Raw genomic sequence first — 23,992 nt, 5'->3', positions numbered from 1 at the left:
GTCGCTGTCGGGCCCCGGTCAGAAAGGACCCTTGACCGTCGTCATCGGGGCAGTGTAGACATGCCGCCATCAGATGTTTACGTAAACATAACAGCCCGGGCACCATGTCGCGGTGCGCGATGTTTACGTAAACATCGCGAAGCTCCAGGACGTGGACGAGCGAGGAACGACGACATGACGACGCTGCAACCGCCGGCCGCCGCCGAGCCGCGGCCGGCACCGCCACCGACGAGACGGGACCGCCGGTCCTGGACCGGGTGGGGTTTCCTCGGTCCGTTCGTGGCCGTGTTCGCCCTGGTCTTCCTCGCGCCGATCGCCTACTCGGTGTACCTCAGCCTCTTCCGCGACCAGCTCATCGGCGGGACCACCTTCGTCGGCCTGGACAACTACACGCAGGCCTTCCAGGACGACCGGTTCTGGGCCTCGCTCGGCCGGGTCGCGCTCTTCCTGGCCGTCCAGGTGCCGGTCATGCTCGGCATCGCGCTCCTGGTGGCGCTGGCCCTGGACAGCGGCCGCCTCTACGGCCGGGACTTCTTCCGGATCTCGATCTTCCTGCCGTACGCCGTGCCCGCCGTGGTGGCCACCTTGATGTGGGGCTTCCTGTACGGCACCCGCTTCGGACTGGTCGGCGACATCAACGACGCGCTGGGCGTCACGCTGCCCGACCCACTCTCCCCCGATCTGGTGCTGGCCTCCATCGGCAACATCGTGACCTGGGAGTTCATCGGCTACAACATGCTGATCTTCTACGCGGCGCTGCGCGTGGTCCCGCACTCGCTGTACGAGGCCGCCGAGATCGACGGTGCCGGACAGATCCGCGTGATCACCGCCATCAAGCTCCCGGCCATCCGCGGGGCGCTGGTCATCGCGACGATCTTCTCGATCATCGGCAGCTTCCAGCTCTTCAACGAGCCGAACATCCTGCAGCCGCTCGCGCCCAACGCCCTCACCACCGACTACACGCCGAACTTCTACACGTACTCGCTGTCCTTCAACGGACAGCAGCACAACTACTCCGCGACGGTCGCCATCGTCATGGGGCTGATCACCATGGTCATCGCCTACGTCGTCCAGCTGCGCGGCATGCGCAAGGGAGTGTGAAGCAGCGATGACCAGTCCTGTCGTCACCGTCTCCGACCGTCCCGCGCCCGCGCCGTCCGGCGCCCACCGCGCCGCGCCCAAGCTGCGTGCCGCCCGCCGCCCGCACTCCCCGGGCAAGCCCCGGCGCAGCGTCCTGCTGACCGTGCTCACCGGGCTGGTGGTGCTCTACAGCCTGGTGCCGCTGCTCTGGCTGGTCATCAGCGCCACCAAGACACAGGAGGGCCTGTCGGACTCCTTCGGCCTGTGGTTCGACGGGGACTTCGCCCTGTGGGACAACATCACGCAGACGTTCACCTACAACGACGGCGTGTTCACCCGCTGGCTGCTGAACACCCTGCTGTACGTGGGACTGGGCGCGGGCGGCGCCACCTTCCTCGCCGTCCTCGGCGGTTACGCGCTCGCCAAGTTCGACTTCCCCGGCCGGCGCGGCGTCTTCGCCGTCGTCATCGGCGCGGTGGCGGTGCCGGGTACGGCGCTGGCGGTGCCGACCTTCCTGATGTTCAGCAAGATGGGGCTCACCGACACGCCCTGGGCGGTGATCATCCCGTCGCTGATCTCGCCCTTCGGCCTGTATCTGATGTGGGTGTTCGCGAGCGAGGCCATCCCGACCGAGCTGATGGAGGCCGCCCGCATCGACGGAGCCGGCGAGGTGCGCACCTTCTTCCGGGTCGCGCTGCCGCTGCTGGCGCCCGGCATCGTCACCGTCCTGCTGTTCACCATGGTGGCGACCTGGAACAACTACTTCCTGCCGCTGATCATGCTCAAGGACCCGGACTGGTATCCGCTGACACTGGGCCTGAACAGCTGGAACCAGCAGGCGCAGACCGCGGGCGGCGAGGCCGTCTTCAATCTGGTCGTCACCGGGTCCCTCATCACGATCCTGCCGCTGATCGCCGCGTTCCTGCTGCTGCAGAAGTACTGGCAGTCCGGACTGGCCGCCGGAAGCGTCAAGGAATAGCCCGGCCCCTCCCCCACGCTCCGCTCCCCCACGTTCCGCCTCGTTCCTCCGACCCTCGACTGTGCCGGTTCCCGGCCACGAAGAAGTGGAAGCTCGCCCATGCACAAGCACTCGCGCCGCCTGCTGCGCGGCCTCGGTCTCGTCTGCGCCCTCGCCCTGGGGGCGACCGCCTGCGGCGGCAGCGACGACGGCGGATCGAGCGGGAAGTCGGTCTCCCAGGAGGACGTCCAGGCGGCTCTGAAGAAGGGCGGCACCCTCACCGTCTGGGCGTGGGAGCCCACCCTCGAGCAGGTGGCCGCCGGCTTCGAGAAGGAACACCCCGGCGTCAAGGTGAACCTGGTCAACGCCGGCACCAACAACGACCAGTACACGGCCCTGCAGAACGCCATATCGGCGAAGAAGGGCGTGCCCGACGTCGCCCAGATCGAGTACTACGCGATGGGCCAGTTCGCCCTGACCGAGCAGCTCACCGATCTCAAGGGCTTCGGCGCCGAGAAGCTCGCGACCCGCTACTCGCCCGGCCCCTGGAACGGTGTGAAGGCCGGCGGTGACGGCGTCTACGCCCTGCCGATGGACTCCGGCCCGATGGCGCTGTTCTACAACAAGAAGGTCTTCGACACGTACGGCATCGAGGTGCCCACCACCTGGGACGAGTACCTCACCGCCGCCCGCGACCTGCACAGGAAGAACCCGAAGGCGTACATCACCGCCGACACCGGTGACGCCGGCTTCGCCACCAGCATGCTCTGGCAGGCCGGTTCGCACCCCTATACGGTGAACGGCACCAAGGTGAAGGTCGACTTCTCCGACGCGGGCGCCGCGAAGTTCACCGCCGTCTGGCAGAAGCTCATCGACGAGAAGCTGCTCGCTCCCGTCACCAGCTGGAGCGACGAGTGGTACAAGGGCCTCGGTGACGGCAGCATCGCGACCCTCGCCACCGGCGCCTGGATGCCCGCCAACCTGGAGTCGGGCGTGAAGAACGCCTCCGGTGACTGGCGCGCCGCCCCGCTTCCGCAGTGGACGGCGGGCGACAAGGCCGGCGCCGAGAACGGCGGCAGCGCGCTCGCCCTGCCCGAGCTCGGCAAGAACGAGGCGCTGGCGTACGCCTTCGTCGAGTACGCCAACGCGGGCAAGGGCGTGCAGACCCGCCTGGAGAACGGCGCTTTCCCGGCGACCACCGCGGATCTGCAGTCCACCACGTTCCAGGACACGAAGTTCCCGTACTTCGGCGGCCAGCAGGCCAACAAGATCTTCGCCGAGGCGGCCGCGAACGTCTCCGACGACTGGTCGTACCTGCCCTACCAGGTGTACGCGAACTCGATCTTCAACGACACCGTCGGCAAGGCCTACGTCTCCGGCACCACGCTCGCCGAGGGCCTGAAGTCCTGGCAGGACGCCTCGGTCAAGTACGGCAAGGAGCAGGGCTTCACCGTCGAGCAGTAGCACCAGCACGCGATGCGGCGGCCCGCACGGGGCGGCGCGGCATCCGCGCCGCCCCCGCACCGCACGCACCACACCGGAAGGACCGGCATGATCTCCACCCTCCTGTCCCGCCTCCAGGGCGGGCCGGACGGCGCGCCCGCCCCCCGTCTCGCCTTCGGCGCCGACTACAACCCCGAGCAGTGGCCCCGGGAGGTGTGGGAGGAGGACGTACGGCTGATGCGCGAGGCCGGCGTGAACGTCGTCTCCGTCGGCATCTTCTCCTGGGCCCGGCTCCAGCCCGGTCCGGACACCTGGGACTTCGCCTGGCTCGACGAGGTCATGGACCTGCTGCACGCGAACGGCGTCGGCGTCGACCTGGCCACCGCCACCGCGTCCCCGCCGCCCTGGCTGACCACCGCGCACCCGGAGATCCTCCCGGTCACCGACCGCGGTGAGACACTGTGGCCGGGAGCACGCCAGCACTGGCGTCCGACCTCGCCGGTGTTCCGGGAGCACGCCCTGCGCCTGGTCCGGGAGATGGCGTCCCGCTACGCCGGCCACCCGGCTCTGGTCGCCTGGCACGTCAACAACGAGCTCGGGTGCCACAACGTCTACGACTACTCGGACGACGCGGCCCGCGCCTTCCGGGACTGGCTGCGCTCCCGGTACACCACGCTGGACGCCCTCAACCACGCCTGGGGGACGGCGTTCTGGTCGCAGCGCTACAGCGACTGGGAGCAGATCCTGCCGCCGCGGCTGGCCGCCTCCCACCCGAACCCGACGCAGCAGCTGGACTTCAAGCGCTTCTCGTCGGACGCGCTGAAGGAGCACCTGCGGGCCGAGCGTCAGGTGCTGCGGGAGCTCACACCGGACGTTCCCGTCACCACCAACTTCATGGTGATGCCCGGCACCACGGGCATGAACTACGCGGACTGGGCGGGCGAGGTGGACTTCGTCGCCAACGACCACTACGTCGTCCCGCACCCGCAGGCCCGCGACGAGCTGTCCTTCTCGGCGAACCTCACCAGCGGCATCGCGGGGGGCCGGCCCTGGTTCCTGATGGAGCACTCCACCAGCGCCGTGAACTGGCAGCCCGTGAACCTGGCGAAGCGGCCGGGTGAGCTGGCCCGGGACTCGCTGACGCACGTGGCGCACGGCGCCGACGCCGTGTGCTTCTTCCAGTGGCGCCAGTCCGCGGCCGGCGCCGAGAAGTACCACTCGGCGATGGTGCCGCACGCCGGTGCCGACAGCGACCTGTTCCGCGCGGTCACCGCGCTCGGCGACACGCTGAGGACGCTGGCGCCGGTCGCCGGGAGCGAGCGGGAGCCCGCCGAGGTCGGCATCCTCTTCGACTGGGAGTCGCGGTGGGCGAGCGAGCAGGACTCGCACCCGACCTCGCTGCTCGACTACCACCAGGAGGCACTCGACTGGTACTCCGCGCTCCTCTCCCTCGGGGTCCGCGCCGACGTGGTCACCACCGGCGCGGATCTGAGCCGTCACCGGGTGCTGATCGCGCCCGTGCTGCACATGGTGCCCGCGGACCTCGCCAAGGAGCTCACCCGGTACGCCGAGCAGGGCGGGCACCTGGTCACCACGTACTTCTCCGGCATCGTGGACGAGAACGACCACGTCTGGCTCGGCGGCTACCCGGGCGCCCTGCGGGACCTGCTGGGCATCCGCGTCGAGGAGTTCGGTCCGCTGCCCGACGGAGAGACCGTGGAGCTGGACGACGCGGCCACCGGCTCCCTGTGGACCGACCACATCACCGTCACCGCGCCCGGGACCGAGGTCCTCGCCCACTACCGCACGGGCACGCACGCGGGCCGCCCGGCCGTCACCCGGCGCCCGGCGGGCAGTGGTTCGGCCGCCTACGTCTCCACCCGGCTCGGCGCCGAAGGGCTCGCCGGGCTGCTGCCGCGGCTGCTGGCACCGGCCGGCGTGGCGAGCGACCTGCCCGCCGAGGTGCGCGGGCTGGTCGAGGCCACCGTGCGCCGCGGTCCGGGCGGGCGCTTCCTGTTCCTGGTCAACCGGACCGACGAGACCGTGACCGTCCCGGGCCTCACCGGAGAGGTCCTGGTGGGCGGCACCGGTGACGAGGGCGCCGTCGTCCTCGCGCCCAGGGGCGTCGCCGTCCTGCGCACGCCCACCGACTGAGCGCACCCGCCCACCGACTGAGCGCGCACCCGCACCCCCCCTGTCTCCCCGGAGCGGCACGCACCCGCTCCGGGGCCGTCCCCTTCTGCCCGGAAACAGGCGGAAGGGGCCACCGCAGCGACCACACCTTCACGTCGGGAGCACACGATGGCACGCCGTACCCGCAGCAGACGCCTCCTCGGAGCCGCTGCGCTCACCGCCCTGGCCACCGGGGCCGCTCTGATCAGTGTCCCCGCGCAGGCCGAGCCCGCCGCGGCCGCCTCCGTCACCGTGCGGCCGGACCCGTCGTACCAGCAGGAGGAGTTCGAGGGCTGGGGCACCAGTCTGGTCTGGTTCGCCAACGCCACCGGCGACTACCCGCCCGAGATCCGCGAGAAGCTGGCCCGGCTCCTGTTCGGCGACGACGGCCTCGGGCTGAACATCGCCCGCTACAACATCGGCGGCGGCAACGCACCGGACGTCAAGGACTATCTGCGCGCCGGCGGCGCGGTCGAGGGCTGGTGGAAGGCGCCCGCGGGCACCACCCGCGAGGACACCGGATGGTGGAGCGCCGACGACCCGGCCGACTGGAACAAGGACGCCGACGCCACCCAGCGCTGGTGGGTCGAGCGCATCAAGGACGACATCGACCACTGGGAGACGTTCAGCAACTCGCCGCCCTGGTTCATGACCGTCAGCGGCTACGTCTCCGGCGGCTTCGACTCCTCCGCCGACCAGCTGAGGACCGACTCGGTCGACGACTTCGCCGCCTACCTGGCAGGCGCGACCAGGCGGCTGGAGCAGGCCGAGGGCATCGAGGTCGACACCGTCGATCCCTTCAATGAGCCCAACACGCCTTACTGGGGCACGCAGTTGGGTGCCGACGGCGAGCCCGTCGGCGGCCGGCAGGAGGGGGCCCACATCGGGCCCGAGCTCCAGCGCAAGGTCCTCCAGGCCCTCGCTCCCGCGCTGAGGAAGGCGAAGGTCGAGGCGGACATCTCGGCGATGGACGAGACCAACCCCGGCACCTTCGCGAGGAACTGGAGCGCGTACTCCCCGGCCGACCGCGACCTCGTCGGCCAGATGAACGTCCACACCTACGGCACCGGCCAGCGCACCACCGTGCGCGACCTCGCCAAGGCCGCGGACAAGCCGCTGTGGATGAGCGAGGTCGGCGGCGACTGGGGCGACGGGCAGGACTTCGAGGACATGCGGCCCGGCCTCGGCCTCGCCCAGCAGATCGTCGACGACCTGCGCGAACTGGAGCCCCGCGCCTGGGTGTTCTGGCAGCCCGTCGAGGACTACGACAACATGAAGCCGGGCGGCGAGTCCGCGAAGGGCGGCAACTGGGGCAGCATCCAGCTGCCGTTCAGCTGCACCGCCCGGGACACCCTCGAGACCTGCCCGATCCGGACGAACACCAAGTTCGACACCGCGCGCAACTTCACCCACTTCATCAAGCCCGGCGACCGGCTGATCAGGACGGACGACACGTCCAGCGCCGCCGCCGTCACCCGCGACGGCAAGGGCGCCTCCCTCGTCCACGTCAACCGCACCACCGAGCCCCGCACGGTCACCATCGACCTGTCGAAGTTCCGCGACGTCAGCCGCAGGGCCACCGTCACCCCGGTCGTGACCAGCGCCGACGGCAGGCTCGCGGAGCAGGCCCCGATCAGGGTCAGCGACCGTACGGTCACCTTCACCGTGCCCGCGCAGTCCGTGACGTCCTTCGAGATCGAGGGCGTCTTCGGTGTCGCGAAGGACGCCCCGGCGCTCCGCAAGGGCCACACCTACACCCTGACCGGCGTGCAGAGCGGCAAGGCCGTCACCGTCGCGGACGACGCCACGGGCCTGGTCCTCGGGAGCGGCACGGACGCTCAGCAGTGGCGACTGAGCGCGGTGCGCCCGGGCAGCGGAGTCCGCGACCGCTACGTCTTCACCGACCCGCGGGACGGCACGCGGCTGGCCGTGCGCGACGACGTCCCGGTGGCCGAACCCGACACCGGCAGGCGCGACGCGGCCACCGAATGGCTCCTGTCGACCACCGGTGACGGCACCTGGACGCTGGTCAACGCCGCCACCGGACGCCTCCTGGAGGTCGGCGGCCAGGCGACGCACGCGGGCGCGGCCGTCACGACGTGGCCGCCCAACTCCGGTGCCAACCAGCGCTGGACGGTGACGGACGTGTCCGCCGGCTGATCCCCGCCGACCTGAGCGGTCGGCCCCGTCCGCACGGCCGCCGGCGGTGCGGACGGGGCCGCGGCCCGCCCCGCGAGACAGCAGGAGACGGCATGACCATCGACCCCCGCGAGCTCGACGTACGCCGCAGGATGGCGGCGCGGCAGCTCTACGCGGACGGCGCACCGGGCCTGGAGGGCCTGACCGGGGAACGTCTGCGGGCCAAGGAGCTGGCCGACGCCTACAACCGGACCGCCGCCCGGGACGATCCGCCCCGGACCCTGGTCCGGGACGGGTGAGGGACTGGGGTGCAACTCCCCTCGCGGGGACCGCACATGGCCCGGCCGCAGGGCAGTACGATGATCGAAAACAGCGGCGAAGCCTCACCTCCCGGACGACGGAGCGTGCCATGACGACGGACCATTCCCAGCCCCCTCGCCTCGACACCAGCCGGGCCCATCCCGCGCGGGTCTACGACTGGCTGCTGGGCGGCAAGGACAACTACCCCGTCGACGAGGCGGTGGGCGAGACGCTGCCGCCCGAGGCACGCGACGCCGCGCGGCAGAACCGCGCATTCATGAACCGCGCGGTGGCCCACCTCGCCGCGCAGGGCATCGACCAGTTCCTGGACATCGGCACGGGCATTCCCACCGAGCCCAACCTCCACCAGATCGTCCAGCGGACGGTGCCGGCGGCCCGGGTCGTCTACGCCGACAACGACCCGATCGTGCTGCGGCACGCGGAGGCGCTGCTGGTCAGTACCCCGGAAGGCGCCACGGACTACATCCAGGCCGACGTGCGCGAGCCGGCGGAGATCGTGCGGCACGCCCGCGAGGTCCTGGACTTCGACCGGCCCATAGCGCTGTCCCTGATCGCCCTCATGCACTTCATTCCGGACGACCAGGACGCCCACGGCATCGTCCGCGGCCTGGTCGCCACCCTCCCGCCGGGCAGCCACCTGGTCCTCTCGCACGCCGCGATCGACCTGTTCCCCGAGCTGGCGGAGCAGGTGATCGCCCAGTACGCCAAGGGCGGCATCCGGCTCGGCTTCCGCACCCGGGCGGAGGTGGCCCGGTTCTTCGACGGACTGGAGCTGGTGCCGCCGGGGCTGGTCACCGCCACCGAGTGGTACGGCGCGGACCAGGAGCCGCCCGCGGCGGAGGAGAGCGGTATCTACGCGGGCGTGGCGCGCATCCCCTGACGCCGGGGCGCGGGGCGGTGACTCAGCGGCGGCGCCCGCGCGCCGCCCAGCCGCTGCCGATCCCGGCGACGTGCAGGGCCAGCAGGGCGAGGCCGATGAGCATGACGTTGGTCGAGGTGAAGACGTCGTTGGTCGAGATCTCCGCCGCGTTGATCAGCCAGGCGATGAGGAACAGAACCGCCGCGATGATGGCGAGCACGGTGTACACCCCTTCGGATCGGTGGCACCGGGCCGGTGCCGTGTCACGCGTATGCCCCCGACGGGGCGGGTGACACGGCGGAGGGTGCCGCGCGCTTTCGTACAGTGGAGGGACCGGGACCGTCCGCGGCACGCCGAGGCCGGGAGGGTCCGTCCTGGCACTCGCGCACCGGAGTTCTCATGCACGACCCGTCCACCGCACCGGACGACGGCTCCGGCACTCTGTTCGGCCTCGACGCCCTGTCGCCCCCGTCCCCGGCCACCGCACCCGCCGCCGCGCCCGTCCCCGGTCCGCTCTTCCGGGACTCGGCCGCGGCCCGCCGGCTGCTGCCCGTGCGCGAGATCTACGCCGAGCCGGCCGCCGCGGCGTCCCCGCGCGGCCGTCAGGTCGTCGCCCGGTTTCCCGGCGCCCGCGTGATCGAGGTCGACTCCCACTGGCGCATCCCCGGACTGCACGGCAACGAGGGCAACGTCGAGCGGTGGGTGCGGGTCAAGGGCGAGACGCTCGTCCTCGGCGAGAAGAAGACGCTGACCACGCGTCCCAACGGCCGCTCCGCGGACTGGATCGCGCCGGGCGGCTCCAACGGCTGCGCGATGGCCTGCGCCTACTGCTACGTGCCCCGGCGCAAGGGGTACGCCAACCCCGTCACCGTCTTCACCAACCTCGACCGGATGATCGCCCACCTCGGCCGGCACATCGCCCGGCAGGGGCCAAAGACCGAGCCGAACCAGTGCGACCCCGAGGCCTGGGTGTACGACATCGGCGAGAACGGCGACTGTTCGGTGGACGCCCTGATCTGCGACAACACCGCGGACCTGGTGCACGCCTTCCGGCAGTGGCCGACGGCCAAGGCGTCCTTCGCCACCAAGTTCGTCAATCCGGACCTGCTCGCCCTCGACCCGCGGGGCCGGACCCGGATCCGCTTCTCGCTGATGCCGCCGGACGACTCACGGCTGCTGGACCTGCGCACCTCCCCGGTCGCCGAACGCATCGCCGCGGCGGGCGACTTCCTGGACGCCGGGTACGAGGTGCACTTCAACCTGTCCCCCGTGGTCGTGCGACCGGGCTGGGAGGAGGCCTGGGCGGAGCTGCTGCGACACCTCGACGACGTGCTGCCGGACCGGGTGAAGCGGCAGGCCGCCGCCGAAGTGATCATGCTGACGCACAACCGGGAGCTGCACGAGGTCAACCTGGGCTGGCATCCGCGGGCGGAGGAGACGCTGTGGCGGCCGGACCTCCAGCAGGCCAAGCGCTCCGAGAACGGGGCACTCAACGTGCGCTACCGCAACGGCGTCAAGGCCGACGCCCTCGCCCGGCTCCGTGGGCTGGTCGACGCGCACGCACCCTGGCTGCGCATCCGCTACGCCTTCTGACGACGCCGCCGACCGGTTAGGTAAGGCGAACCTAATGTCGGTTAATGTGCTGCGTGCAACCATCCAACCGGACGCACACCTGTGGGGGTCGGCCTTGCCGCACGCGATCGACACGACCGGAGAGCGGCCCTACGCCGTCACCGACCGGGGCTGGACCGAGGTCGGCTCCCGCGCCGAACTGCGCGAGTTGCTGGGCGAGCCCTGGCCCGTCGTGATCGACAAGGTCCACGACCGGCTCACGGACGACGACCGGGACCTGCTGGCCCGCTCCCCCTTCTGCCTCCTCGCCACCTCCGACGCGGACGGCAACTGCGACGTGTCGCCGCGCGGCGACGCCCCGGGCTTCACACACGTCCTGGACGCCGGGACCCTCGCCCTGCCGGACCGGCCGGGCAACCGGCGGGGGGACAGCTTCCACAACGTCCTCGACAACCCGCACGCCGGACTGCTCTACCTGATCCCCGGCGGTAAGGAGGTGCTGCGGATCAACGGCCGGGCCCGCGTCCTCACCGGCGCGCCGTTCTTCGACGCGATGGCACGGGAGGGCCGGCGCCCGGATCTGGCGCTGCTCCTGGAGATCGACGAGATCTACCTCCATTGCCCGGCCTCCCTGAACCGCGCCGGACTGTGGAAGTCCAGGGCACCGAAGGCGAGTTGACCACCACTCCTCGGGATCCCCGCCCGGACCCGACCGCCTCCCGCTCCAGGTCTCCGACACCCGGCGCTACCAGCACTTCTTAGGTTAGGCTAACCTTCACGACGTGAGATCTGGTGAAGACGCAGCCGGTACCCCGCGCCTGCGGGGCCATGAGCTGTCGGCCACGGGCGTGACCGTGTCGTACGACGGCGTCGATGTCGTGCACGACGCGGCGGTCGGGCTCAGGCCCGGCGAAGTGACCGTCCTGGTGGGCCCGAACGGCAGCGGGAAGTCGACGCTGCTGCGGACGATCGCCCGCTTGCAGCGGGCCCGCAGTGCCACGCTCAGCATCGACGGCACCACCGACGGCCTGGCGCTGACGGCACGTGAGTTCTCCCGGTACGTCGCGCTGCTGACGCAGGGCAGGCCGACCCCGGGCGGGCTGACCGTACGGGACGTCGTCGAGTTCGGCCGCTATCCGTACCGGGGCCGCTGGGGCCGGCCGGACCCGGACGGTCCGGCCGCCGTCGACCGGGCGCTCGCGCTCACCGGCGTCGACGGCCTCGCCGGCCGCGGCGCCGACCACCTGTCCGGCGGGCAGTTGCAGCGGGTCTGGCTCGCGAGCTGCCTCGCCCAGGAGACCGGTGTCCTGCTCCTCGACGAGCCGACGACCTACCTGGACCTGCGCTACCAGATCGAACTCCTCGACCTCATCCGCGACCTGGCGGACGACCACGGGATCGCCGTCGGAGTCGTCCTGCACGACCTCGACCAGGCGGCGGCCGTCGCCGACCGGATCACGCTGCTCGAAGCGGGCCGGATCGTCGCCGACGGCCCGCCCGAGGACGTCCTGACGCCGGAACGGCTGACCGCCGTCTACGGCATCCGGATCGACGTCGACACCGACCCCTTGACCGGCCGGCTGCGCACCCGCCCGATCGGCCGCCACCACATACGAACCGAAAGGCTCGGCACCACCTCATGAGACGCCTCCTGCTCACCGCGGCAGCCGCCACCGCCGCGGCGCTGACCCTCGCCGCCTGCGGCACCACCGAACCCGCCGCCGACAAGACGGAGAAGAAGGCCTCCGAGGCCATCACCCTCAAGGACGGCAAGGGCACCGAGGTGAAGCTCGACGGCCCGGCCACCAAGGTCGTCGCCACCGAGTGGAACGTCGTCGAGAGCCTCGTCCAGCTCGGTGTCGACCCGGTCGGCGTCGCGGACGTCAAGGGCTACGAGACCTGGGACACCGCCGCCCCGCTGAGGAACGAGCCCAAGGACATCGGCACGCGCGGCGAGCCGAGCATGGACACCGTCGCCTCGCTCGCCCCCGACCTGATCGTCGCCACCACGGACCTGCCGCCGGCCGCCGTGAAGCAGCTGCGCGAGGTCGCCCCGGTGCTGGAGGTCACGTCCGCCGACGGCACCGACCAGATCGGCCAGATGCTCGAGAACGTCGACCTCATCGCCAAGGCCACCGGCACCACCGACAAGGCGAAGACCGTCCGCGACGACTTCGAGGCGAAGGTCGCCGAGGGCAAGAAGGCCCTGGCCGGCGCGGGACTGGCCGGCAAGGACATCGCCTTCGCCGACGGCTACGTCACCTCCAACCAGGTCTCCGTCCGCCCCTACACGGCGACGTCGCTCATCGGCGAGGTCAACGAGGCGATCGGCCTGAACAACGCCTGGAAGGTGAAGGGCGACGAGGCCTACGGTCTCGGCTCCACCGACGTCGAGGGCCTGACCGCGCTGCCCGAGGGCGTCCAGTTCGCCTACATCGGCAACGACGAAGACCCGAACGCCACCCCGTTCACCGGCGCGCTGGCCAAGAACTCGGTGTGGAAGTCCCTGCCGTTCGTGAAGGCCGGCGACGTGCACCGGCTCGACGACGGCATCTGGATGTTCGGCGGTCCGGCCTCGATGTCGGCGTACATCGACGCCCTCGTCGGCGCGCTGACGAAGTAGCGAGGCCATGGCCGTCACCGCAACGAAACCCGTCGCCCGTCCGTCGACGGCTCCCACGTCCCGGTCGGGCGCGGCCGCGGTGACGGCCGGGCTCGTCCTCCTGGTCGCCGTCCTCGCGGTCGTGGACATCACCCAGGGCACCGCCGCCGTCGGACCGGCCGAGGTGTTCAAGGCCCTGACCGGCCGGGCCGACCCCGACGACGCGTCGGTCGTCGTCGCGTCCCGGCTGCCGCGCATGACCGCCGGCCTCCTGGTCGGCGTCGTGCTCGGCACGGCCGGTGCCGTGCTCCAGGCGGTGAGCCGCAATGTGCTCGCCTCGCCCGACACCCTCGCGGTGAACGCCGGTTCGTACCTGGCCCTCGGGCTGGTCGGCGCCACCGGCGTCTCGCTCCCGATGATCGCCTCCTCCGGTGTCGCCTTCGCCGGCGGCCTGGCGGCGGCGGCCGTCGTGCTCGGCCTGTCCGGCCTCGGCACGGGCACCGTCCGGCTCGTCCTGGCCGGCTCCGCGCTGATGCTGGGCCTGACCTCGGTCACCGAGGGGTTGCTCCTGCTGTTCCCCGAGCAGACGAAGGGCCTCTACGCGTGGAACCAGGGCAGCATCGCGCAGAACGGCTTCGACGGCGTCCTCCAGATGCTGCCGGTCGCCGTGATCGGCCTGGTGGGGCTGATGCTGACCGCCCGTCGGGTGGACGCGCTCGCCCTCGGCGACGACGCGGCGCGCGGCGTGGGCGTCCCGGTGCGGGCCACGCGCGTCACGGTCGTCGTGCTGGCGGCGCTGCTGTCCGCCGCGGCGGTCACGCTGGCCGGCCCGATCGGCTTCGTCGGCCTGGCCGCGCCCGCCCTGGTGCGCCCGCTCGCCCGCCGGTTCCGCGGGTACGCGTACTCCCGTACGGCCCTGCCCGCCGCCGGGCTCACCGGCGCGGCCCTGGTGCTCGGGTCGGACGTGCTGCTGCGGGCGCTGGTGCCGGACGACCTGTCGGTGGCCGTGCCCACGGGTGTCGTCACGAGTCTGGTCGGCGCCGTGTTCCTGGTCGTGATGGCGCTGCGGCTGCGGGACACCGCGGGGGCCGGTGCGCCGGACCGGCTGCGCATCCCGGGCCGGGCGGTGTTCCTCGCCACGGTGGCCGTTCTCGTGGCCGTCCTGGCCGGGCTGGTCGTCGCCGCCGTGCTGCTGGGCGACAGCAAGCTGCTCCTCGGTGACGTCGTCAACTGGACTCAGGGCAACGCCGGGCGGGCCGTCTCGTTCGTCCTGGACACCCGGGTTCCGCGGGTGCTCGCCGCGCTGTGCGCGGGTGCGGCGCTCGCCCTGTCCGGCACGTTGGTGCAGGCCGTCACCCGCAACCCGCTGGCGGAACCCAGCGTCCTGGGCGTCTCTGGCGGGGCCGCGCTGGGTGCCGTGCTCCTGGTGACGACCGCGCCCGTCGCCGGGGGGTGGGCCGTCGCCGGTGCCGCGTTCGCGGGGGCCGCAGTCACGGCGTTCGTCGTCTTCGGGCTCGCCGCGCGGGGCGGTTTCCAGCAGAACCGGCTGGTCCTCGTCGGCATCGGCGTCGCCGCCTCGACGACGGCGCTGATCAGCCTGCTGATCGTGCTCACCGACCCGTTCAACGCCACCAAGGCGCTGACCTGGCTGTCCGGTTCCACCTACGGGCGCGGCATGCCGGACGTGCTGCCGGTCGCCCTGGTGCTGGCCGTGGGCACGGTCGTCGCCGTGGCCCGGCGCACCGAGCTGGACCTGCTCTCCCTGGACGAGGACACGCCCCGGCTGCTCGGCCTGTCGCTGGGCCCGGGCCGGCTCGGCTTCCTGGTGCTGAGCGTGCTGCTCAGCGCGACCGCCGTGGCCTGCGCGGGCACCATCGGCTTCGTGGGCCTGGTGGCGCCGCACGCGGCACGCGCCCTGGTGGGCCGGCGGCACGTGCGGGTCGTCCCGGTGGCGATGCTGCTGGGCGCCGCGCTCGTCTGCACGGCCGATCTGCTGGGCCGCACGGTGATCGCCCCGGCCCAGCTGGGCGCGGGACTCATGACGGCGGTGATCGGGACGCCGTACTTCCTCTACCTGCTGGTACGCAGCAGGCGGTAGCCGCGGCGGGGACCTCGGCGGTCTGCTGAACGACGCCCGGGAGCGGGCGGTCCGACACCGGATTCCGGTGTCGGACCGCCCGCTCCCGGGCGTGGTGCGTTCCCCGACCGGCTTCGGCTCGCCGCGTGACCGTTGTTGGACGAAGCGTCAAGTTACTGAACCGTAACCAGTCGACCGCTACCTGCGGTAACCCTTGTCCGGTTACGGTCCCGACACCCCACAGGAGCAGCGCGACACGGCCCCTCACCCACCGGACCGGCGGACGACCGGCCCGGCCCTTCCCCAGGAGGTTCGCCATGCCCTCACGCCCACGCATGCTCGCCGCGGCCGTCGCCGCGGCTCTCGCGCTCGGCGCCCAGGCCGTCCCGGCCGCCGCCACCGACGGTCCCGCCGCGGTGGTGTCCCGCGGCATCGAGATCCCCGCCTTCTACACCCCGCCCGCCACGCTGCCCGACGCCGACGGCACCCTGATCCGCAGCGAGCCGCTCCGCCTCGCGCTGAGCCTGCCCAGCATCGGCGGCCCGCTGCCGGGACGGGCGACCCGCCTGATGTACAAGTCCACGGACGCGAACGGCGAACCGGTCGCCGTCACCGGCGCCTACATCGAGCCGACGGCCCGCTGGCGCGGCGACGGGCCGCGCCCGCTGGTCGTGGTCGCCCCCGGCACCATGGGCCAGGGCGACCAGTGCGCCGCGTCGATGGGCCTGGAGCACCCGCTGCGGCTGAACGGCGAGACGGTCTCGGTCGGGTACGAGGACCTGTCGGTCTACCGCCTCCTCGCGCGCGGCGTCGCGGTCGTCGTCACGGACTACGCGGGCCTCGGCACCACCGACCGACTGCACACCTACGTCAACCGCGTGGACGAGGCCCATGCCGTACTGGACGCCGTACGCGCCGCACGCGCCCTGGACTCGGCGTCCGTCACCGCCGACTCGCGCGTGGGGCTGTTCGGCTACAGCCAGGGCGGCGGGGCGACGGCCGCCGCGGCCGAACTCCAGCCGACCTACGCCCCGGACGTCGAGCTGGCCGGCACCTACGCGGGCGCGCCGCCCGCCGACCTGGCGAAGGTGACCGAGGCGATCGACGGCAGCGACCTCGCGGGCGCGCTGGGCTGGTCGCTCAACGGCTTCCTCCAGAGCGAACCGGCCCTGCGGCCCATCGCCGAGCGGTACGTGAACAGCGCTGGCGAGAAGGCGCTGGAGGACCTGTCGACCATGTGCATCGGCGACGCGCTCTTCTCCTACGGAGGCGACGAGAGCGCGTCCTGGACGAAGACCGGCCAGTCGCTCGGTGACATCGTCCGGGCCGAGCCCGCACTCCAGGCGTTCCTCGACAAGCAGCGCATCGGCACCTCGAAGCCGAGCGGTCCGGTGCGCGTGGCCACGGGCGTCAGCGACGACCTCGTCCCGCACGGGCAGGCCCGCCGGCTGGCCGTCGACTGGTGCCGCAGGGGCGGCCAGGTCACCTACGCGCCGGTCCTGCTCCCCGGCGTCGGCAGCGGCCTGCTGAACCACGCCGCGCCGCTGCTCACCGACCAGGGCACCGCCATCTCGTGGCTCACCGACCGGCTGGACGGCAAGCCGGCCGGCTCCAACTGCTGGACCATGCCCGCACAGCCCTGAGCGCCCCCGCACCGACCCGCGCGCACCCCGGCGAACGGCCGCCGGGGTACGCGCGCACGTTCGCCCGGACATTCGAATCCGCAAACGGCTCGGGCACCGTCACGCACCCGGGCGGCCCCGAATCGCCCGGTCGCCGGTGTGACCCGCGCGAACACGGGCAGCAGCTCTGGCATGCGCCGGACGATCATTGCGGCGCAGAATTCGCTCAGGCGAAACGTGGTGAAGCAACAGAAAGGCAGCAGCGTGACGGACGCGAAGCCTGACGGCCGGTCCGGCCCCCTCGGCCGGGTGAAGATGCCGAGCACGGTCGCGGCACTGCCGCACCAGGTGCGTGAGGAGCTGACCCGCCGGCTCCGCCGCAACAAGCGGGCCTTCCGCGAGGAGGACGTCCAGGTCGTCGAGAAGCCCCTGCTGAAACGCGCGGTCGGCGCGTCGGCCCTGGGCAACTGCATGGAGTGGTTCGACTTCGGCGTCTACAGCTACCTGGCCGCCACCATCGGCAAGGTGTTCTTCCCCGGTGCCTCCCCGGCCGCCCAGGTCATCTCGTCGTTCGCCACCTTCGCCGCGGCCTTCGTGGTGCGTCCGCTCGGCGGTCTCGTCTTCGGCCCCCTCGGGGACCGCATCGGGCGGCAGAAGGTGCTCGCCACCACCATGATCATGATGGCGGCCGGCACCTTCTCCATCGGCCTGATCCCCAGTTTCGCCACCATCGGCATCGCCGCCCCGATCCTGCTGCTGCTCGCCCGGATGGTCCAGGGCTTCTCCACCGGCGGTGAGTACGGCGGGGCCACCACCTTCGTCGCCGAGTACTCGCCCGACCGGCGGCGCGGCTTCCTGTCCAGCTGGCTCGACTTCGGCACCTTCGTCGGCTACGCCCTCGGCTCGGCACTGGTCACCGCCCTGAACCTGTGGCTGACCGACGCCCAGATGCTCTCCTGGGGCTGGCGACTGCCCTTCCTGATCGCCGGTCCGCTCGGTGTCATCGGCCTGTACATGCGGCTCAAGCTGGAGGAGTCCCCCGCCTTCCAGCAGCAGCTCGACGAGCACGAGAAGAGCCTCGCCCAGGAGTCGGCGGGCAGCGAGTTCAGGACCATCGTCAAGGACCACTGGCGCCCGCTGCTCCTGTGCATGGGCATCGTGCTGCTCTACAACGTCACCAACTACATGGTCACCGGCTATCTGCCGACGTACCAGACCGAGACCCTGGACCGCTCCAGCGGTTTCGCCGACGTGCTGGTGCTGATCGGCATGCTGTGGATCGTCGTCCTGATCACCTTCCTCGGACGGCTCAGCGACCATGTCGGCCGACGCCCCCTCTACGCCGTCGGCGCCGCCGCGATGATCGTCCTCGCCGTGCCGGCGTTCCTGCTGCTCAAGTCGGACGGCACCGCGGCGCCCGTCCTCGGGGTCCTGATCCTGTCCACGCTGCTGGCCTGCTTCGCCGCGCCGAGCGCGGCCACCCTGCCCGCCCTGTTCCCGACCGCCGTCCGCTACGCGGCCATGGGCATCGGCTTCAACTTCGCCGTCGCCGCCTTCGGCGGCACCACGCCCCTGGTCACCGAGGCACTGGTGAGCATCACCGGGGACGAGCTCATGCCCGCCTACTACCTGATGGCGGCCGGCGCCATCGGCCTGGTCACGGTGAAGTTCCTGCCGGAGAGCGCCCAGGTGCCGCTGCGCGGATCGCAGCCCATGGTCGGCTCGCGGGGCGAACAGCGGGAGCTGATCAGCACGTCCGAGGACCTCTACAGCTTCTCCAAGGAGCGCTCCGCCAGCCGGTGACCCGTCCCGGAGCCGCCGCGTCGGGGGAACCGGGCGGCCAGGGCCCCCGAGCCCACCGCCACCCCGGCGAAGACGAGGGCGCTGCCCGCGGCCTGCGCGGCACCGTAGGAGCCCGTGCCGACGAGCGGGGCCGTGCAGGCGGCGGCGACCGGGATCAGACCGGAGAACAGGGTGGCGCGTTCGGCTCCGATGCGCTGCATGCCCATGTACCAGCACACGAACCCCACGACGGTGACCACCGCCGCCTGCCACAGCAGCGCCCCGGTCTCCACCGCGTCCGGCCGCCGCAGCCACCCGGCGCCGTCGAGCAGCACTCCGGCGATCGCGGACTCGACTGCGGCGATCCCGGACACCACCGTGGACAGCAGCCGCGGCCCCAGGGGACGCAGGACGGGCACGGCGAGCACCGCGAACCCGACCTCGCCGGCCAGGGCGCACACGGAGAAGGCGATGCCCGCGCCGTCGGTGCGGCCCCAGCCCTGGACCGTGAACGCCCCGACGGCCACGAACGTCGCCCCGTACAGCACGGCGCGTTGCGGCCTGCGCCCGTCCAGGAGGGGGACGAGCACGGCCACCACCACGGGCGCGCAGCCGACGAAGACACCGGGGACCGCCGGTTCGGCGGTGCGTTCGGCGGCGAGGACGGCCAGGTTGAAACCGACCATGCCGACGGCGGCCAGCAGCGCGAGCCGGAGCCACCGGCCCGCCCCGAGCGTGCGCAGCCGGGCCGCGGCACCGGGGCCGGCGAGCGGGAGGAGCAGCAGGAAGGCCAGGCCGTAGCGCAGGAACTGGCCGCCCGCGTACGGATAGTCGCCGAGCAGGCTGTTGGCGGTGAAGGAGCCTCCGACGAGGACACAGGCGAGCGCGGCGAGCAGGGACCCGCGCGTGGTGGTGGCGTTCATGGCCACGACGTTAGGGAGCGGGGCGGTCCGCCATGAGGTCCACTTCCCGGGCGCCATCGGGGACCAATCCGCGCGGGGCGTCCTCGCTCGGGGACTACGCTCCCCCTTCCCCCGGCTCGCGGTCCGAGGCCGGCCATACGTAGGGCAGGTCGTCCGGGACCTCCGGGAACAGTCCGGCGTAGGCGTCCGGGTCCTTGCGCACGAGTGCCGATCGGTGGCTGCGGTGGAAGGCGTCGTCGCCGAGCCAGGGCGGCAGTTCCCCGGCGGCGGCCAGCTCCGGCTGGTCGCGCACCGGGGTGCCGGGGCGGGAGGCGGCGAGGCCGGCGACGAGCTGGGCGGCGCAGCTGTCCTGGTGTCCCTGTTCCCGCCAGACCCGGCAGATCTCCAGGCCGTAGCGGACGAGGGCCTCCTCGTAGCCGGTCCACATCCGCACCGCCGGGTGCCGGCGCCAGCCGTAGCCGGGCACGGTGAGGCCGCGCAGCACCTGGAGGGCCTCGACCCGCTGCTTGCCCAGCCGGCGGCGGTCCAGGGTGAGCGCCGACTCCCGGAAGCCGGGGTGGGGCAGGAAGGTCTGCATGACGGTCCTCCTCCGGTCAGCCGGGGAACAGGCCGCGACGGCGCAGGTCCCGGCGCCGTTCGGCGTAGGCGAGGTCGTCGCGCCACAGACGGCCCGCGGCGGCCCGCATCAGCGGGCGCAGGGCCGGTGCCAGGCGGCGGGCCACGGGGAAGCCGGGCCGGTCCGAGGTGGCCAGCACCGCTTCGGTCACCGTCGTCCGCGGCCTGCCGCGGTCGTCGGGGCCGAGGGGCGTGGCATGGCTCTCCACGACGGACCCGGCGCCCTCGCCGTCGGTGATGCGCATGACCACGGTGCGCGGTTCGGGCGCGGTGAACTCGGCCCGTACGGGGACGACGAGCCGGCCGGTGAGCCGGAAGGAGACGTCGACCACGAAGCGGTCGTCGGCGCCGGTGTCGTCGGGGGTCCGGACGACGGTGAGGTCCACGAAGGAGTACGGGTGGAACCAGGCGCCGTGCCACGGGTCGAGCCGGTTGGCGACGACGTCCTCCGGCTCGCAGACGCCGGTGCCGCGCCAGACGGACGTCAGCGACAGCGCCGGGTCCGGCCTGGCGGGCACGACCGGGGCCGGGGCCGGTGGCTCCTCCCCCACGCCGTCCAGCCGCACCCACAGCAGGACGCCGTCGTCGTGGACCGGCAGGGGTTCCCAGCCGGCGAAGGGGGCGCCGTCCAGGGCGAGTCCGTGCCAGTGGCACACGAGCCTGCCGCACCGCACCGGGCTGTCGGCCAGCGGGGCACCGAGGTGCGGGCAGGTCCCGGGACCCCCGACCAGGCGACCGTGTGCGTCCCGCCAGACGACGGCCTCCAGCCCCGCGACCGTCGCGGCCAGCGGGCGGGCGGGGCGTACGTCGGTGGCGGCGCCGACGACGTACCAGTTGCCCGAGGGACGCGCCAGGGCTCGCTCGAGGGCCCCGGCGATGACGGCCGGCCTGGCCTCGCGCCAGGTGGGGCGCTGCCGCTGCCAGGGGACGGGGCGGCGGCGCAGTCGCAGGGGGTACCGGCCCCGGCGGGGGCGGGGGGCCTGGTTCACCGGGCCTCCTCGGTCTCGTGGGGCACCGTCGGGGGACGTGAGGCGGACTGCGTGCCCCGGGCCCTGAGCCGCGCGGCCAGTACCCGGGTGAGCCCGTCCGCCGCGACGGCCGCGCGCCGTCCGCGGGACACCACCGCGCGCCGGTGCAGTACCGCGTACCCGCCGTCCGCGACGGCGTCGAGGATGTTCCGGTAGAGCACGTAGGCCGTGCGGATGCAGGGCCGGGAGACGGGGTCCAGCATCGCGATGCCCGGCGCGGCGTCGCGGTAGACGGCCCGGGTGAGGTCCTCGGCCGCCCGCAGTGCGGCGGTGATGCGCCGGTCGTGACGGCCGGTGCGCCGGCTCCAGCGCAGCAGGGACCGCTCCACGCCGTGCGCGGCCAGCAGGTCCGCGGGGAGGTAGATCCGGCCGCGGTCCAGGTCCTCGCCGACGTCCCGCAGGAAGTTGGTCAGCTGGAAGGCGACGCCCAGCGCGGCGGCGTGCGGGGCGGCCTCGGCGCGGGGCGTGACGGTACCGAGGACGGGCAGCATCTGCAGGCCGATGACCGCGGCCGAGCCGTGCATGTAGGCGCGCAGGTCTTCGTACGTGGCGTAGTCGGTGACCGTGAGGTCGCTGCGCATGGAGGCCAGGAAGGCGGTGAAGTGCGCGGGGTCGATGGCGTGGCGGGCGGCGGTGTCGGCGACGGCGAGCGCGACGGGCTCCCCGTCGGGCCGGCCGCCGGCCAGCGCCTGCCGCAGGCGTTCCTCGAGGCGGTTCAGCGCGGCGGCGCGCTCGGCGGGTGCCGCGTCGGCTCCCATGTCGTCGACGATGTCGTCGGCCCACCGGGCGAAGCCGTAGAGGGCGTGCACGGCCGGTCTGCGGTCGGCGGGCAGGAGGCGGGTCGCCAGGAAGTAGGTGCGTCCGTGGCGGGCGTTGAGGCGGCGGCAGCGGGCGTAGGCGGCGCGCAGCACGGGGTCGGTGATGCCGGCGGCGTCCAGTTCGCGGCGGGTCATCGGCGCCCGCCCCCCGTGGCCGTGCCGGTGATGCGGGCGGCGGCCAGCTTCCCCGAGATCAGCACCGTCGGTACCCCGACGCCCGGAGTGGTGCCGCAGCCCGCGAGGACCGCGTTGTCCGTGCCGCGCACCAGGTTGCGGGGCCGGAAGGGCCCGGTCTGGGCGAAGGTGTGGGCGACCGAGAAGGGGGTGCCCGCGGCATGGCCCTGGGCGGCCCAGTCGGCCGGCGTCACCAGGCACTCCGCCTCCACGGCGGCGGCGATCCCGGTGAGTCCCCGGCGTTCGAGGGTGGCGAGCAGACGGTCGCGGTAGCGGGGCGCGAGGTCGGTCCAGGTTTCGGCGCCCGGCCCGATGTCGGTGTTGGGGCAGGGGGCGAGGACGTAGTGCAGGTGGCGGCCCTCAGGGGCGAGGCCGGGGTCGCCCGCGGTGGGCCGGGTGATCAGCAGGGACGGGTCGGTCATGAGGGCGCCGGTCCGGGTCAGTTCGTCGAAGGTCCGCCGCCACGCGGCGCCGAAGGACAGCGTGTGGTGGGCGAGGTGCGGCCAGGTGCGGGTGGTGCCGGCGTGCAGGACGACGGCGGACGGCGCGTGGCGCAGCCGCAGCGGGCGGCGCGGGCGGCGGCCCAGCAGCCGGTGGACGACGGGCAGGTCGGGGGTGAGGACGACGGCGTCGCAGGGGATGCGTTCGTGGGCGGTGACGACCGCGGTGACCCGGTTCCCGGACCGCTCCAGGCGGGTGACGTCCCGTCCGAGGCGCAGGTCGGCCCCGGCGTCGGCGGCAGCGGCGGCCATGGCACGGGGCAGGGCGTGCATGCCGCCGCGCGGGAAGTACACGCCGGCCACGGTGTCCATGTAGGCGATGACGGCGTACGCGGCCAGGGCGCGGGCCGGTGCGACACCGGCGTACAGGGCCTGGAAGGAGAAGACCCGCTTGAGGCGTTCGTCCGTGAGGAAGCGGCCGATGCGCGCGTCCAGCCGGCCGAATCCGCCGAGGGCGGCGAGCCGGGCCAGGTCGGGGGTGAGCAGGCCGAGCGGCGAGTCGAAGTTGGCGTCGATGAACCGGCGCATCTGCACGGCGTACAGCCGCTGGAGCCAGGAGCGCAGCCGCCGGTACCCGGCCGCCTCGCGGGGCCCGGCGAACCGTTCCACCTCCGCCTCCATCGCGGCGGCGTCGGTGTGGACGTCGAGGGTGCCGCCGTCGGCGAAGCACGCCCGGTAGGCGGGATGCAGGGGCAGGAGTTCCACGCGGTCGCGCAGCCGCTCGCCGACGGCCGCGAACGCCTCGTCGGCCAGGTGGGGCATGGTGAGGACGGTCGGGCCGGTGTCGAGGTGGTAGCCGCCGAGTTCGCGTCGTCCGGCTCGGCCGCCGGGCAGCGGGTCGCGTTCCACGACCGTCACCCGCCGTCCGGCGCCCAGCAGGTGCAGGGCGGCGGACAGGCCCGCGAGTCCCGCCCCGACGACCACCACGTGGCCGGTGCGGCCGGGCACCGTGCGCGTCATCGCGGGTCCTCCCCCGCGTGCGGCCGATGCCCCGGCCGGTCCCTGCCGTCGCCGGCCGTGCTGGGGAGCATCGCGGGTCCTCTCGTCGTCGACCCCGGCGGTGTGCCGCGCGGGGTTCACCGGCTGGCCGTGCCCGCTTCGGCCGGGCGCGCCGCGGACGCACCGTCCGGCACCGGCCCGCGGAGCGGGTCGGCGTCAGCCTTTCCCTCTTTGCCCGCGGCACGACGCCGGCGGGGCGCGTTCACTCCCGGCAGTCACCCGCCCGGCGGGTACCCGGGCCCCCGGTGGGTGCCCGCCCGGCTCCGTCCAGCGCGCCGTGCGTCCACGGGCGGCGCGGGGAGGGAATA

The 23,992-nt window shown here is 72.9% G+C and carries 20 protein-coding genes; 14 read left to right on the top strand and 6 right to left on the bottom strand.

Annotated features, from left to right (window positions below; genetic code table 11):
* Positions 1-174: 174 nt before the first annotated feature.
* The 7 genes from IEZ05_RS08020 (at position 175) to IEZ05_RS07990 (ending at position 8,993) form a co-directional block, all read left to right on the top strand.
* Entirely contained in the window at positions 175-1,101 is a 927-nt protein-coding gene (locus tag IEZ05_RS08020; RefSeq protein ID WP_189229315.1) for a carbohydrate ABC transporter permease, read from the top strand.
* A gap of 7 nt (positions 1,102-1,108) precedes the next feature.
* The gene (locus IEZ05_RS08015; protein ID WP_189229314.1) at positions 1,109-2,059 is read left to right on the top strand and encodes a carbohydrate ABC transporter permease; all 951 of its coding nucleotides are present in this window, start codon (positions 1,109-1,111) and stop codon (positions 2,057-2,059) included.
* 99 nt (positions 2,060-2,158) lie between these two features.
* On the top strand, positions 2,159-3,502 hold the full coding sequence (locus IEZ05_RS08010) for an ABC transporter substrate-binding protein (protein WP_189229313.1): 1,344 nt from the start codon (positions 2,159-2,161) through the stop codon (positions 3,500-3,502).
* 87 nt (positions 3,503-3,589) lie between these two features.
* Positions 3,590-5,635 carry a beta-galactosidase gene (locus tag IEZ05_RS08005; protein WP_189229312.1) on the top strand — a complete coding sequence of 682 codons (2,046 nt, stop codon included), beginning with the start codon at positions 3,590-3,592 and terminating at the stop codon, positions 5,633-5,635.
* Between the two features lie 147 nt (positions 5,636-5,782).
* A complete protein-coding gene (locus IEZ05_RS08000; RefSeq protein WP_189229311.1) occupies positions 5,783-7,813 on the top strand; it encodes a glycoside hydrolase in 2,031 nt (676 codons plus the stop codon).
* A gap of 92 nt (positions 7,814-7,905) precedes the next feature.
* Entirely contained in the window at positions 7,906-8,091 is a 186-nt protein-coding gene (locus IEZ05_RS07995) for an LbetaH domain-containing protein (RefSeq protein WP_229869604.1), read from the top strand.
* 110 nt (positions 8,092-8,201) lie between these two features.
* Positions 8,202-8,993 carry an SAM-dependent methyltransferase gene (locus tag IEZ05_RS07990; protein WP_189229310.1) on the top strand — a complete coding sequence of 264 codons (792 nt, stop codon included), beginning with the start codon at positions 8,202-8,204 and terminating at the stop codon, positions 8,991-8,993.
* Between the two features lie 22 nt (positions 8,994-9,015).
* Here the strand turns inward: IEZ05_RS07990 and IEZ05_RS07985 are convergent, their stop codons facing one another.
* On the bottom strand, positions 9,016-9,192 hold the full coding sequence (locus IEZ05_RS07985) for a hypothetical protein (RefSeq protein ID WP_189229309.1): 177 nt from the start codon (positions 9,190-9,192) through the stop codon (positions 9,016-9,018).
* Between the two features lie 179 nt (positions 9,193-9,371).
* Between IEZ05_RS07985 and IEZ05_RS07980 the strand changes: the two genes are divergently transcribed.
* The 7 genes from IEZ05_RS07980 to IEZ05_RS07950 all read left to right on the top strand — a co-directional run bounded on the left by IEZ05_RS07980 (position 9,372) and on the right by IEZ05_RS07950 (position 18,648).
* The gene (locus IEZ05_RS07980) at positions 9,372-10,565 is read left to right on the top strand and encodes a spore photoproduct lyase family protein (RefSeq protein ID WP_189229308.1); all 1,194 of its coding nucleotides are present in this window, start codon (positions 9,372-9,374) and stop codon (positions 10,563-10,565) included.
* Between the two features lie 94 nt (positions 10,566-10,659).
* The gene (locus tag IEZ05_RS07975; protein ID WP_229869603.1) at positions 10,660-11,223 is read left to right on the top strand and encodes an MSMEG_1061 family FMN-dependent PPOX-type flavoprotein; all 564 of its coding nucleotides are present in this window, start codon (positions 10,660-10,662) and stop codon (positions 11,221-11,223) included.
* Positions 11,224-11,326: 103 nt separating this feature from the next.
* Complete coding sequence (gene cdtA / locus IEZ05_RS07970) at positions 11,327-12,187, top strand: siderophore ABC transporter ATP-binding protein CdtA (protein ID WP_189229306.1); 861 nt, start codon at positions 11,327-11,329, stop codon at positions 12,185-12,187.
* Positions 12,184-13,167, top strand: a complete 984-nt coding sequence (locus IEZ05_RS07965) for an iron-siderophore ABC transporter substrate-binding protein (RefSeq protein ID WP_189229305.1) — start codon at positions 12,184-12,186, stop codon at positions 13,165-13,167. The genes cdtA and IEZ05_RS07965 overlap by 4 nt, the downstream gene beginning before the upstream one ends.
* Positions 13,168-13,174: 7 nt before the next feature.
* A complete protein-coding gene (locus tag IEZ05_RS07960) occupies positions 13,175-15,244 on the top strand; it encodes an iron ABC transporter permease (RefSeq protein ID WP_189229304.1) in 2,070 nt (689 codons plus the stop codon).
* A gap of 296 nt (positions 15,245-15,540) precedes the next feature.
* A complete protein-coding gene (locus tag IEZ05_RS07955) occupies positions 15,541-16,866 on the top strand; it encodes a lipase family protein (RefSeq protein ID WP_189229303.1) in 1,326 nt (441 codons plus the stop codon).
* Between the two features lie 294 nt (positions 16,867-17,160).
* Positions 17,161-18,648 (top strand): MFS transporter, encoded by a 1,488-nt coding sequence (locus tag IEZ05_RS07950; RefSeq protein ID WP_189229796.1) that lies wholly within the window; start codon positions 17,161-17,163, stop codon positions 18,646-18,648.
* Here IEZ05_RS07950 and IEZ05_RS07945 read toward each other — a convergent pair.
* From IEZ05_RS07945 to crtI, 5 genes are all read right to left on the bottom strand, one after another.
* Positions 18,612-19,550, bottom strand: coding sequence for a DMT family transporter (locus IEZ05_RS07945; protein ID WP_189229302.1), 939 nt, complete (start codon positions 19,548-19,550; stop codon positions 18,612-18,614). The two genes, IEZ05_RS07950 and IEZ05_RS07945, sit on opposite strands and share 37 nt — an antisense overlap.
* A gap of 94 nt (positions 19,551-19,644) precedes the next feature.
* Entirely contained in the window at positions 19,645-20,127 is a 483-nt protein-coding gene (locus IEZ05_RS07940) for an MSMEG_6728 family protein (protein ID WP_189229301.1), read from the bottom strand.
* Between the two features lie 16 nt (positions 20,128-20,143).
* Positions 20,144-21,154, bottom strand: a complete 1,011-nt coding sequence (locus IEZ05_RS07935) for a DUF5914 domain-containing protein (protein WP_189229300.1) — start codon at positions 21,152-21,154, stop codon at positions 20,144-20,146.
* Positions 21,151-22,146 (bottom strand): phytoene/squalene synthase family protein, encoded by a 996-nt coding sequence (locus IEZ05_RS07930; protein WP_189229299.1) that lies wholly within the window; start codon positions 22,144-22,146, stop codon positions 21,151-21,153. The genes IEZ05_RS07935 and IEZ05_RS07930 overlap by 4 nt, the downstream gene beginning before the upstream one ends.
* Positions 22,143-23,645 carry a phytoene desaturase family protein gene (gene crtI / locus IEZ05_RS07925; protein ID WP_189229298.1) on the bottom strand — a complete coding sequence of 501 codons (1,503 nt, stop codon included), beginning with the start codon at positions 23,643-23,645 and terminating at the stop codon, positions 22,143-22,145. The genes IEZ05_RS07930 and crtI overlap by 4 nt, the downstream gene beginning before the upstream one ends.
* Between the last annotated feature and the right edge of the window lie 347 nt (positions 23,646-23,992).

Source organism: Streptomyces flaveolus, from assembly GCF_014648815.1.
GTDB lineage: Bacteria > Actinomycetota > Actinomycetes > Streptomycetales > Streptomycetaceae > Streptomyces > Streptomyces flaveolus.
Note: the sequence above shows the minus strand (reverse complement) of the source record. Positions and strands in the feature narration are given on the sequence as shown.

What these genes read in the sequence shown, in the direction of transcription:
- IEZ05_RS07960 (WP_189229304.1), top strand. Translation starts at nt 13,175, where the DNA reads ATGGCCGTCACCGCAACGAAACCCGTCGCCCGTCCGTCGACGGCTCCC.
- IEZ05_RS07930 (WP_189229299.1), bottom strand. Translation starts at nt 22,146, where the DNA reads ATGACCCGCCGCGAACTGGACGCCGCCGGCATCACCGACCCCGTGCTG.
- IEZ05_RS07965 (WP_189229305.1), top strand. Translation starts at nt 12,184, where the DNA reads ATGAGACGCCTCCTGCTCACCGCGGCAGCCGCCACCGCCGCGGCGCTG.
- IEZ05_RS07945 (WP_189229302.1), bottom strand. Translation starts at nt 19,550, where the DNA reads ATGAACGCCACCACCACGCGCGGGTCCCTGCTCGCCGCGCTCGCCTGT.
- IEZ05_RS08010 (WP_189229313.1), top strand. Translation starts at nt 2,159, where the DNA reads ATGCACAAGCACTCGCGCCGCCTGCTGCGCGGCCTCGGTCTCGTCTGC.
- IEZ05_RS07940 (WP_189229301.1), bottom strand. Translation starts at nt 20,127, where the DNA reads ATGCAGACCTTCCTGCCCCACCCCGGCTTCCGGGAGTCGGCGCTCACC.
- IEZ05_RS07995 (WP_229869604.1), top strand. Translation starts at nt 7,906, where the DNA reads ATGACCATCGACCCCCGCGAGCTCGACGTACGCCGCAGGATGGCGGCG.
- crtI (WP_189229298.1), bottom strand. Translation starts at nt 23,645, where the DNA reads ATGACGCGCACGGTGCCCGGCCGCACCGGCCACGTGGTGGTCGTCGGG.
- IEZ05_RS07980 (WP_189229308.1), top strand. Translation starts at nt 9,372, where the DNA reads ATGCACGACCCGTCCACCGCACCGGACGACGGCTCCGGCACTCTGTTC.
- IEZ05_RS07950 (WP_189229796.1), top strand. Translation starts at nt 17,161, where the DNA reads ATGCCGAGCACGGTCGCGGCACTGCCGCACCAGGTGCGTGAGGAGCTG.
- IEZ05_RS07990 (WP_189229310.1), top strand. Translation starts at nt 8,202, where the DNA reads ATGACGACGGACCATTCCCAGCCCCCTCGCCTCGACACCAGCCGGGCC.
- IEZ05_RS08000 (WP_189229311.1), top strand. Translation starts at nt 5,783, where the DNA reads ATGGCACGCCGTACCCGCAGCAGACGCCTCCTCGGAGCCGCTGCGCTC.
- IEZ05_RS07955 (WP_189229303.1), top strand. Translation starts at nt 15,541, where the DNA reads ATGCCCTCACGCCCACGCATGCTCGCCGCGGCCGTCGCCGCGGCTCTC.
- IEZ05_RS08015 (WP_189229314.1), top strand. Translation starts at nt 1,109, where the DNA reads ATGACCAGTCCTGTCGTCACCGTCTCCGACCGTCCCGCGCCCGCGCCG.
- IEZ05_RS08020 (WP_189229315.1), top strand. Translation starts at nt 175, where the DNA reads ATGACGACGCTGCAACCGCCGGCCGCCGCCGAGCCGCGGCCGGCACCG.
- IEZ05_RS08005 (WP_189229312.1), top strand. Translation starts at nt 3,590, where the DNA reads ATGATCTCCACCCTCCTGTCCCGCCTCCAGGGCGGGCCGGACGGCGCG.